General features: G+C 68.2%; 10 protein-coding genes and 1 pseudogene. 4 read left to right on the top strand and 7 right to left on the bottom strand.

Annotated features, from left to right (window positions below; translation table 11 throughout):
* The coding region (locus tag ABZ453_RS49030) for a hypothetical protein (RefSeq protein WP_359026283.1) at positions 1-287 on the bottom strand (287 nt) is incomplete at its 3' end.
* A gap of 249 nt (positions 288-536) precedes the next feature.
* Here ABZ453_RS49030 and ABZ453_RS49025 point away from each other — a divergent pair.
* Positions 537-2,069: a hypothetical protein gene (locus ABZ453_RS49025; RefSeq protein WP_359026281.1), complete on the top strand. Its 1,533-nt coding sequence runs from the start codon at positions 537-539 to the stop codon at positions 2,067-2,069.
* Positions 2,070-2,294: 225 nt separating this feature from the next.
* Here the strand turns inward: ABZ453_RS49025 and ABZ453_RS49020 are convergent, their stop codons facing one another.
* From ABZ453_RS49020 to ABZ453_RS49000, 5 genes are all read right to left on the bottom strand, one after another.
* A complete protein-coding gene (locus ABZ453_RS49020; protein WP_359026279.1) occupies positions 2,295-3,206 on the bottom strand; it encodes a hypothetical protein in 912 nt (303 codons plus the stop codon).
* A gap of 155 nt (positions 3,207-3,361) precedes the next feature.
* Positions 3,362-3,694, bottom strand: a complete 333-nt coding sequence (locus tag ABZ453_RS49015; RefSeq protein WP_359026277.1) for a hypothetical protein — start codon at positions 3,692-3,694, stop codon at positions 3,362-3,364.
* A 421-nt stretch (positions 3,695-4,115) separates the two neighbouring features.
* Entirely contained in the window at positions 4,116-5,201 is a 1,086-nt protein-coding gene (locus ABZ453_RS49010; protein ID WP_359026275.1) for a hypothetical protein, read from the bottom strand.
* A gap of 768 nt (positions 5,202-5,969) precedes the next feature.
* Complete coding sequence (locus ABZ453_RS49005) at positions 5,970-6,509, bottom strand: hypothetical protein (RefSeq protein WP_359026272.1); 540 nt, start codon at positions 6,507-6,509, stop codon at positions 5,970-5,972.
* The gene (locus ABZ453_RS49000) at positions 6,509-6,745 is read right to left on the bottom strand and encodes a helicase associated domain-containing protein (RefSeq protein ID WP_359026285.1); all 237 of its coding nucleotides are present in this window, start codon (positions 6,743-6,745) and stop codon (positions 6,509-6,511) included. Before ABZ453_RS49000 ends, ABZ453_RS49005 begins: the two co-directional genes overlap by 1 nt.
* Positions 6,746-6,935: 190 nt before the next feature.
* On the opposite strand from ABZ453_RS49000, the gene ssb reads away from it, so the two are divergent.
* Positions 6,936-7,421 carry a single-stranded DNA-binding protein gene (ssb, locus tag ABZ453_RS48995; protein ID WP_359026270.1) on the top strand — a complete coding sequence of 162 codons (486 nt, stop codon included), beginning with the start codon at positions 6,936-6,938 and terminating at the stop codon, positions 7,419-7,421.
* Between the two features lie 476 nt (positions 7,422-7,897).
* On the opposite strand, the pseudogene ABZ453_RS48990 reads toward ssb, so the two are convergent.
* Positions 7,898-9,001 (bottom strand): annotated as a pseudogene (locus ABZ453_RS48990) (IS110 family transposase); the annotation flags it as partial.
* Between ABZ453_RS48990 and ABZ453_RS48985 the strand changes: the two are divergent.
* Both ABZ453_RS48985 and ABZ453_RS48980 read left to right on the top strand, forming a co-directional pair.
* The gene (locus ABZ453_RS48985; RefSeq protein WP_359026268.1) at positions 8,967-9,269 is read left to right on the top strand and encodes a hypothetical protein; all 303 of its coding nucleotides are present in this window, start codon (positions 8,967-8,969) and stop codon (positions 9,267-9,269) included. The pseudogene ABZ453_RS48990 and the gene ABZ453_RS48985 sit on opposite strands and share 35 nt — an antisense overlap.
* 52 nt (positions 9,270-9,321) lie before the next feature.
* Entirely contained in the window at positions 9,322-10,185 is an 864-nt protein-coding gene (locus ABZ453_RS48980; protein ID WP_359026266.1) for a polysaccharide deacetylase family protein, read from the top strand.
* Positions 10,186-10,320: the final 135 nt, after the last annotated feature.

Here is a 10,320-nt window from a genome sequence, read left to right as displayed (position 1 = left end):
GGCGATCCCCAACATGGCATCTGGCGAGGCAATTCGGGCCGCGACCTGCGGATTCCACCAGCTTGATCGGCTACACCACTCGGCGGGACGCCACCCAACGGGGCGCTCGTTTCCTGCTCCTGGTGGCCGGATGGTGTGGGCTTGGTACGTGCCGTCAGCCGGCGGCGTCGGGCGCGCAGCGCACTGGCGGTGAGAGCCGTGATGGCTGCTGTGGCCAGTTGTGCGGGCAGTTCGGTCACGAGTCCGTGGAGGATCTGGTGAACGGCCTGCTGGAGGAGATCGGGCATCGGTAGGGTCTCCCCAAACGTGCGTGCGAACACGGCGGTGCGCCCCTGGTGGTGGGGCTTGTGTCTGGCGGTGTTCCACACCCTGCATCGCGCTGGAAGGGCCGTTCCAGTTGTCCGGCCGATGGGCCGGACAGGGCCGGACAGCGCAGGAGACGATGGAGAAGCGGGTTGGGTGAGTTAGGGCGGCGTACCAGGCCGTGGGGTGATCTCAAGGGCCCCACTCCGCAGGCCGATGCCCTGGCGGGTCTGTTGCGCGGCTGGCTGGACACAGCGCGGCTGCGGCTGGACGACGTTGTGGAGCAGCTGACGCCGGAGCACTTCAGCAGTGGCCGTGTCCCTGGCCGTACCACCATCGGCGACCGGCTTGCCGGGGTGCGTTTGGATGATGAGTTCGTCCAGGCGATCGCCGATCTCTGCTCAGGAGAGGACGCCGCGCTCAGAGAGCGGATGCTCGCCGAAGCCCGCGCCCTCGTCCCACGCAAAGACCACAGGGCGCCGGCCAAGCCCTCCGGGACGAAGCCGGACCCGGCCGCGTTGGCGAACGAGCTGGTCGCCGTGCAGCGGCACTCGCTGACCCTGCAGGACAAGCTGATGCGGGCGTGGGAACGCGCCATGGAGCTGGACTGGGAGCGTGCCAGAAGCCATCAGATGGTCATCGTGCTGTTGGCTATGGTCGACAAACTGCAGCGCGACATCACCACGTTGACGGCCGAATGCGACAGGCTCAAGGAACGCGACCACCGTCCCGACCGAATCGGGGCGGTACATCAGGAACTGGCGCGCAGTGAACAACAGCGGCGCACGGCGGAAGCCGAACTTGACCGCGCCCGGGAGGAGCGCGCCAAGGCCGACCGGCTGGCCGAAGAGGCAGCCGAGCAGATCCGCGCGCTCAACGACGAACTCCAACGGCTGCGACAGACCACCGGACAACCGGACAACTCCCCACTCCCGACGGTTCCCAGCCGCTCGGAATCCGAAGACACTGCCTTCGCGGCAGCAGCAAACGACATCGATGACGCGCTGGCCAAAGCCTCCCGGCACCTGGACGACGGCGCCCGCCGTCTGGACCAGCTCGCCTGCGAGCTGCACCAGGACGATCCATCGGACAACTCACCGGCCGTAGCCCAGACCGTTGCAGCCGTGCAGCCAGATGCCGAACTCGACGCCGAGACCTTGACACAGCTGATCCTGACGCAAGTACGGGAGATGAAGGAGCACGGATCTCCGTTCGTCTCCTTCGCTCTCAACGCCTCGGCGGATGATTTCGTTGGAGTGATGGGAGTCCTGCTGCGCTCCGGCGACGGTGAGCTGGACCGGGACCTGGTCTACGAGCTACTCGACGTCGCAGGCACCCAGGCAACCCCCTCCCACCTCTGCGCTCTTCTAGCCGAGCTGCGCTCCCCAGGCGGCGCCGCCCACGCCTACGCCCTGCTGAATACGATCGCGGCGAACCGCGCACCCGGCGCACTGGTCGCCACCGTGACCGCACTGCGCGCGTGCCAGCAGGATGCGGACGCCTACCAACTCCTGACCGCAGTGGCCCGGTCCGCACCGGCCTGGTTCATCTCCCCCATCGTGCTGAAGCTCAGCCACACGGATGCGACATGGCTGCTCGAGGCACTGACCAATGAACGCAGTGAAACGGACATCGACACGGCCCGCACGATGCTCGAACAAGGAGACCATCAGCATTACGTGGAACTGCTCTCAGCTTCCCAAGATCGCAAGCGGACGATCGAGACGGCCCGGAGGCTGACACCGCTTGCCTTCGCCGACGCATGACCCCTGCCTGCCCCGCTCACACACGACAGCCGCAGATCTCCCATCCCCGGAGCGGTTGACCGGCGGTCGCAGTACGGCGGAGGGCCCGCGGTCGGTGCAGCGGGCCCTCCGAGGGTCGCAGAAGACCGCGGGGGACGGGCATCAACTGCGTGTTCTGTGCAACGCCGGCAGACCCTGCGAGGTCACGCTCACCAGCGTAGGCCCAACTCATCCGGCGCAAGTGGTTCAGTGGCGACGCACGGTGCCGTCGGCGAACCAGCGGACCAGGGACGTCGCGAGGTCGACGGCCATGCGAGCCTCGGGGAGGGTCTCTTCGCGTGTCGGCTGCTGGCCTCCGTGGCGGCTCGTCTGGCCGGTCCAGAGCAGGGACATCATCGCCTCGACGGTGTCTTCCCCCTCGGCACCGGACTTCCCGGCAAGGGCGACGTGCCACTGACCCGGATGCTGGCGCAGTTGGCGGAGCATCGTGCCCAGTGTGGCCTTGCTGTTGTTCGGCTCCAGAGTGGCGTGCGCGGCGCACTCGACGGCCTTGATCGCCTCGCTGTAGGCGCGGCCGGGATCCGGGCGCAGGGCGTACGCCGCGGTGTGGGCGTGCCGCAGGTGGGCACTGGCGGACCCGCGCTCTGGTTGGTCTGCAGTGCGGGCAGCCGTGTCGAGCAGGGCGGTCACGGTGGGATCGACGCGCTGGACCAGAGCACGGCCATTCGGGCTGAGGGTGTACGCGGAGCGGCCGTCGTCAAGCAACTCCTGCAGCGGATCTCGGTGCTTGAGGAAGGTGATGTTCGCGAGCCCGCCGGCCATGGCCTCCAGCATCCCCGGCTTCTGTCCTGCCGGGATGTGCATGTAGGCGCCGGCGCCCGGCAGCAGGTTGAGGATGGCGTCGACGACGTCGAGCAGCTGGTCGTCGGGTGTGTACCAGGCGAGGAACTCGGCATCGTCGACTTCGGCTTCGGGGCCGTGCTGCTCGTCTCGGAACAGATCGCAGCGCAGCAGGACACGGTTGGCCAGTCGGCTGGATTCCCGGGCCGCTCCTTCGATCCATGGGCGCAAGGCGGCGGCGAGGGCCGGGGGCACGTCGTGCCGCAGGACGTCACCAGGTGCCTGGCGGGTCGAAAGAGGGGTCCACATGTCGGTCACCTGGGCAACGGTAGGGGGCCCAGCGCCACGCACGCGAGCGAATAGGCGGCACGTTCAGCGTGCTTGACCGGTGGCGGGCCGACGAAGTCCACTGACATGCCCGGTGTTGGATGCCGGCATGCGCCAGCTGGCCGGTGCTGCGCGTTGCGGGGTGATCATGGTGGCGTTCCGGGCGTGGGCGTGTGTGGTGAGGTTGCCGGAGTTGGGGCGGCGGGAGTCTGCTCGGGGGGTAGTGGGGGTTGCTGGACGCGTTCCAGATGGGCCAAGCCCAGTACGGGATCCGTGAGTTCCAGCAGCAGTCGTTCCTCCTGGCGTCGTCGCATCGACTCCGTGCGGAAGCGGGAAATGCCGGAGAGCACAGCGGTGGTGAGACCGGCCACCGCGGGGAGCATGATCAGGACCGCGATCCACGGCGGGGCATCGCCGAGCGTTGCCAGGCCGGCAGCGGCGAGGCTGCCGAGGCTCCCGGAGATGGGAAGTGCGGTCATGATCAGGACTCCAGGAGACAAGGCGTGAGGGGCACGGCAAGGGGTGTTTTCACTCCTTGGTGCGCCGGGGCGGGGCAGGACAGTGGGCGTGCCGGATTTCTTCGCGGTCACTGTGCTGGAGCCGGGTGTTAGCGACGCAAGTCCGGCGATGAGCAGGCGCTTTATCCGCTGGCCGCGTGCTGCAGAATCTGTCCCCGCTTCGGGAGTTCTAGGCGGGAGCGTTGCCCACACGGGGCGCACCCAGGGGTACGGGCTCCTGCACCGCCTCGGCCCTGGCCACCCGACCTCCATCGGACATGGCCGGTGGAGGCGGCCCCATGGGCAAGCCCATCGCCCAGGCTGAGCAGATCCGAATCCGACCAGGCTGATGCTGTGCCGTTTCCGCAGTGTTCGACATGCTCGTGGGTCGTAGCCGTGCCGGTCAGGCAGAGGGACCCGGCAGCAGACACTGGCGTGTGATCGCAGCGCTGATCGCTCGCTCCGCGCGCTGCTTGCCCAGGCGATACAGCTTGCGCCGTACGCGCTCGCCGTAAGCTTCCGGGTTGGATGCCTTCGCGAGTGCTGCCGCTTCAGTCCATGTCGTGCCGGGCTCGGATGCCCACAACAGAGCGATCTTCCGCTCCGAGTCGTCCAGCTGTTCCAGCACGGCCAGCACGTGAGAATTCGTGAACTGCCCTAGCAGCACGACGTCCGCTGGGTCATCAGCCCTCTGATCCGGCTGCAGGTCCCGCAGAGTCGAACCGCTCTGCCCTACCGGGGTATCCAACAGCACGACGCGCTGATATCGCGCCTTCCGCTCCCATAGCGGCTGCCCGTGCTCATGGATCTTCCGTGCTTCAACTCGGAGGAGATCCACTGCCTCCTGCGGCGAGAGGCGGCCGTCCACCAGGAGCTCCGCCCAGGGTCCCGCCAGAGCGGTGGAAACCGGCTCCCGCCACTCATGAGGACGCCCCAGTCCCACCAAGCCCGTGAACTCGTCCACGACGGCTTCCCACCATTCGCAGCCCTCTGCCATCGCGTGCCGAGCTCGCAGGGCCACCCGAACCACCGCATGCCGCAGCCACTCCGGCGTCGAACGAACCACCAGGTCCTGCAGACGCAGGAGAGGCGGCATCAGGTCCGACGCACGTACCCAGCCGGCCATCGCGCCATGGACGGTCTTGACCGGGCTCCACAAGTTGTCCAGCTTGCCCTGCAGTGAGGGGACATCACGAAGAAAGCCGGTTTTGATGTCGCGGAGGCAGTCGTGCTGGACGGCCTTGGCCGCGGTGAAGAGGCTGTCCGAGGCCGTGGTCTTGGCGGCGAAGCCGAAGGGTTCGGTCAGGCTGGCCTTGACGGATGCCAGCGTGGACTGGGGCACTACGGGAAGCCCTCTGAGCACAGACTTCGGCATAGCCAGAGCCTCAAGTCGAGACCGAGTTGCTGCTCCAGCATCAGCCAGTGCCAGAAGCCCGGATCGCGCACGCGACAGGTTCTCGAGCCGCTGCTCAGCGACATCTACGGACATGACGGGCGGTCTCCTTCTCGTTTCACATTCAGGTTCTCCCTTTAGGCCCGGCAGGAGACCCTGAGTGCAAAGAACTTTCCGTCACATTGTGTGATCTGTATCACTTCCGCGTGGGTGTGTGACTCTCCGTTACCCAACCCGGCCGAATCGCCGGAATCCGGAACATGGTTCAGTGCCAACCATCTTCGTGTCGCTCTACGGCAGATGGGACTGGCCCGGCCGCCCGGCCGGGTAACGCTGCGCTGATGACAGCGCCAACTCGGCATCCCTAAAGGGCCCGTGGGCGTCGCTGACGCCGTGTAAGTTTGGGCTCGCTTCCCAGTGAAGGGCCTTCGGGGGACCGCGCTGTCGGGTCATCCGGCCGGGGGTCCGATGCATTCAGGCGTCGGTCCACGATCCCGAGGGGGACTCGAATGGGGAAGCACGCGAGGCCAAAGCCGGCGCACTGGAAGAGGGTGCCAAGAAGCATCCGACTCTGGATGGCTCCGACGGCGGCGACCGTGTTCTGGGTGGGTCAGATGGTCCGCACGTGGTGCTGGCACCAAAACTGACACCGCCCCTAGCTCAAATCCGCTGAGCTAGGGACGGCACCGGACACGGTGCGGGGCTCTGCCGTTGGAGCGGCCGGGCCCCGCCCGCTTTTAGTTGTCGACTTAATTGACAACTAAGTCTGTGACCCCACCCTAACGCACCCATAGATGCGTGAGGCAGGTTTTGCGATCGCAGGTGCGATCGCACTGGCACACCGCAGGAGATCGGGCGTCCTGGTCACCGCAGGGTGAACGGTCCCGCGGTAAGGGTGCCGTCCTCGCTCAGCCGGGCCTGGTCAGCGAGCTGCGCGAGTACCTGCTCGGGCAGCAGCCCGGTCCGGGCGCAGATCTCCCTCAGCCGACGGCTGACGTCTGCTGACAGCCATACCTGCGTGCGCAGTTCGTCGCGTGCGTCCCGTTGCTGCTGTTCCCACGCTGTACGCCGGGCGATCGCGCCCTCCCGCTGTGCCTCCCGCTCGCGTGCCCACGTACTGCCCTGGACGTCTTGTTCCGGCGTGTAGACCGGCCACCCTTCCTGCTTCATCAGTGCGGCCACGCGCCGCCACTCCGTATGCCGGGCCGCCCACACCTCAGCGAGCCGCTGCGGGTCCTCCTGCAGTCCCTTCAGCTCTGACACGGGCGCGGGCGCGCGCAGTTGGCTCTGCGTCTCCCGCTCCCGCCGTGCGGCCTCCGTAATCTTGTCCGCGACCTGCACCCGATCCAGTCCGGCGCCCTGGCGCCGGACCGTATCCCGCGCCACGTCCTGCGCAGCCCACATCACGACCTGCCCTCCTGGGCCGCCCACTCCAGACCAAGGGCAGCCAGCGCTGCCCGACGTTCCACGCCCAACCTGCCGACCCTTCGCCGGGCGTTATCGAGGAATGACCCCAGCCTGATCTCCTCACCGTTCACGACCTCAACGTGCATGCGTGACGGGCGGAGATGGCCCTCGCGGGCGTGGTACTGACGGGCGGCGGCGAGGTTGGTCTCCCACCGGTCGGCTTGTGACCGCACCACCGGACGGACCGGCACGCCCTCGTCCGGGTCGACACCGACGCTCTGCAGCAGCCACTGCTGCGCCGGCACCAACGTGCTCCAGCCGGCGCGCTGCGCGGCGATCCACGCTCCGAGGTCCTTGCCCTGGACGACGACCTCACCCGTCCCGGCCGGGAGCGTTCCGCCGGCCTTCGTGTGCGCCAGGAGTATGCGTAATGAGCTTCCGTTGACAGTGATCGGGAATCTTGTGGATGACCCGGAGTTGCGTTTCACGGCCGCGGGTGTGCCCGTGGCGCGGTTCACGGTGGCGTCGACTCCGCGGACATTCGACCGGGATACGAATGCCTGGCGGGACGGGGAGCCGACATTCATGGACTGCAGTGCGTGGCGGCAGCTGGCGGAGAATCTGGCGGGGTCGGTGTCGAAGGGGGCCAGGGTGGTGGTGGCGGGCCGGCTGCGCACCGACCGGTGGGAGACACCCGAGGGGGAGAAGCGGTCCCGCATGGTGCTGGACGTCGACGATGTGGGGGCGTCCATGACGTTCGCGACCGTCACGATCACCCGTACCACGCGCCCGGTCCCGCCGCGGGAGACCGCGCCGGACGATCCGTGGGCCACGGCCAGTCCCGTCCGGCCGGCTGCGCCCGTCGATGGGGGCGAGGGTGAGGGCCCGTCTGCCGAGCCCCCGTTCTGATGGCGGGCCCACGGAATAAGCAGATATGTTCTTTATGCTGTGCTTTATTGATGGCCACCATACTTCTGCCGTATCACCACGGACCGCACGAGCCCGACATCGACCGTAGCCACCAGTGTCGGCGCTGCAACGACTGGGGAACCCTCGTGGCCCCCGACGGGCACGGCTTGATCATGTGTCCCGATTGCCGGACGACGGTGACAGGCGACGCGGGGGAGCGGCACAGCACATAGTGCTCGCTGCGCTGATTCCCACAGTGTGGCGGCCGCCTGCTGGTGTTTGGGTCTGCTGCGCCGCCGCCCGGACGTCACCTCATGGCGGACGGTTCTCGAGCAAGCGCACGAGGCGTTCATGCAGTCCCCGCCAGCTGACCTGGCCGAAGCCCTCGACAACCGCGCACCGAGTTCGCGGGGGTGCCTCTATGTCCTTCGTCAAGGCGCCCCTGTCGGGTTTGGGGTGATTCGGTTTTGCTGGGGTCATGCGGCGAGCTCGACGTCCGCGGGCATGCGGGATTCGTAGAAGGTGCCGTCTCGGAGCATGGCGAACAGGACGCTGATGCGTTGGCGGGCGAGGCGGAGGAGGGCCTGGGTGTGGGTTTTGCCGCGGGCGCGTTGCTTGTCGTAGTAGGTGCGGGAGGCGGGATCGGCGTTCATGCAGGCGAAGGCGGAGAGGAACATGGCGCGTTTGAGCTGGCGGTTGCCGCCTCGGGGTGCGTGTTCGCCGTGGATCGAGGTGCCGGACGACTTCGTGGTCGGGGCGAGTCCGGCGTAGGAGGCGAGGTGGGCGGCGGTGGGGAAGCTGGTGCCGTCGCCGACGGTGACCAGCAAGACGGCGGCGGTCCTGACGCCGACGCCGGGCATCGACGTCAGGACCGGGGAAAGAGGGTGGGCCTCCAGCAGGGCGTTGATCTGGGCTTCCAAGGCCCGGCGCTGTTCGTGGACAGCGGCGAGAGAGCGGGCCAGGGAGGGCACGACGATGTCGAGGGTGCCGGTTCCCGGGACCACGACGGTCTGCTCGTCCAGGGCGTCGAAGACATCGTCGATCAGCCGCTGGGCCATGCGTGGGGCCTTGGGCCGGATGAGCTCGACGAGCCTGCGGCGGCCGGCTTTGCGCAGTGCAGTCGGAGAGCCGTAGCGCTCCAGCAGCCAGGTGACGGCCTGGTGGTCGAGGCGGGGGCCCAGGACGCGCTCCAGCGACGGGTGGAACTGGGTGAGCAGGCCGCGTATGCGGTTGGAGGTGCGGGTGGCCTCGGCGGCGAGGTCCTGGTCGAAGCCGACGAGGACCGTGAGTTCGGCGGTGATCTCGTCGGTGAGCTCCAGGGAGCGCAGGGTGTGCGGCATGGTGCGGGCCGCGTCCGCGATCACCGCGGCGTCCTTGGCGTCGGTCTTGGCCTCGCCGGGGTAGAGGTCGGCGATCCGGCGCATGGCCAGTCCGGGCAGGTAGGCCACTTGGCAGCCGGCGTCCCGGGCGACCGTGAGCGGGAGGGCGCCGATGGAGGCGGGCTGGTCCACGATGACGAGGACGGTGCCGAACTTGTCGCGCAGCTTGTCGAAGACGGCCCGCAGCCTGGGCTCCGAGTTCACCGCCGCCACGCAGGTCGCCCAACTGCGGCGCACCGTCACTCGCAAGGGCCGACGAACCGTCGAGATCGTCTACCTGATCACCAGCGCGGACGCCCGCACCGCGCCGCCGACACTCCTGGCCACATGGGTGCAGTCGCACTGGGAGATCGAGAACCGCCTGCACTGGGTCCGCGACGTCACCTTCGACGAAGACGACTACGGCGGGTCATGTGCCTCTAGGCGCGGCACAGGATATTTGCCAGCATTCTTGTATGTCTATCGTTGATCATCGGGAGCGCTAGTATGGCCGAGGTACGTCCGGGCAGGTGGGGGAGTGGATGAGTACGACTCGGCGGCTGGTGCTGGCGGCCTTGGCCGGGGGAGCGTTGACCGCCTGCGGGGCGCAGGAGAGGTCCACCGGATCGGGGGAGGCCGCCCCCGATCCCTCTGCGGCCCCCTCGCCCACCGTGACGGTCAGGCCGGCTCGCCTTCCCGCCGTTACCCGGGCCGAGATCGTCGCGCGTTACGGTCACGCCGTGCCCCGCACCTGGGGCTTCGACGCACCGGGCGTACTGCATCGGCTCCCCGCCGGCCAGAAGGCCGTCGCGCTGACCTTCGACGCCTGCGGCGGCCGGGGCGGCAGCGGCTACGACCGTGCCCTGATCGACTTCCTGCGCAGGCGCGAGATACCGGCGACGCTGTTCCTCAACTCCCGCTGGATCGACGCCAACCCGGCCGTCTTCCGCCGCCTCGCCGCCGAGCCGCTCTTCGAGATCGCCAACCACGGCACCCGTCATCTCCCCCTCTCCGTGACCGGCCGCTCCGCGTACGGCATCCCCGGCACCCGCAGCGCCGCCGAGGTCTACGACGAGGTCGCCGGCAACCGGGCGAAACTGACCCGGCTGCTGGGCAGCCCACCGCGTTTCTTCCGCTCCGGCACCGCGTACTGCGACGACGTGGCGGCCGGCATTGTCACCGCGCTCGGCGAACGGTTCGCCGGCTTCTCCGTCAACGGCGACGCGGGCGCCACCTTCAGCCCCGAGCAGGTCAGCACGACGGTCGGCTCGGCCCCGCCCGGCTCCGTCGTCATCTGCCACATGAACCACCCGGAGGGCGGCACGGCCCGCGGCATCGCATCCGCCGTCCCCCGCCTGCTGGCGTCGGGCCACACCTTTGTACGCCTGTCGGAGGCATGGCACTGAAACTGACACGGCAGTTGTAAGCTTGTTCTTTATGGTCTGACCTCGAACGATGCCCCGAACGTGATCGCTCGTACGGGGATTCCGCGGACGTGAACACGGCCTCCGTCCGATCCTGTGCTCCGACCAAAGAGGCAC

The organism is Streptomyces sp. NPDC005799 (assembly GCF_040630525.1).
In the GTDB taxonomy this organism is placed as follows: domain Bacteria; phylum Actinomycetota; class Actinomycetes; order Streptomycetales; family Streptomycetaceae; genus Streptomyces; species Streptomyces griseorubiginosus_B.
This window is presented reverse-complemented; position numbering and strand designations above follow the sequence as displayed.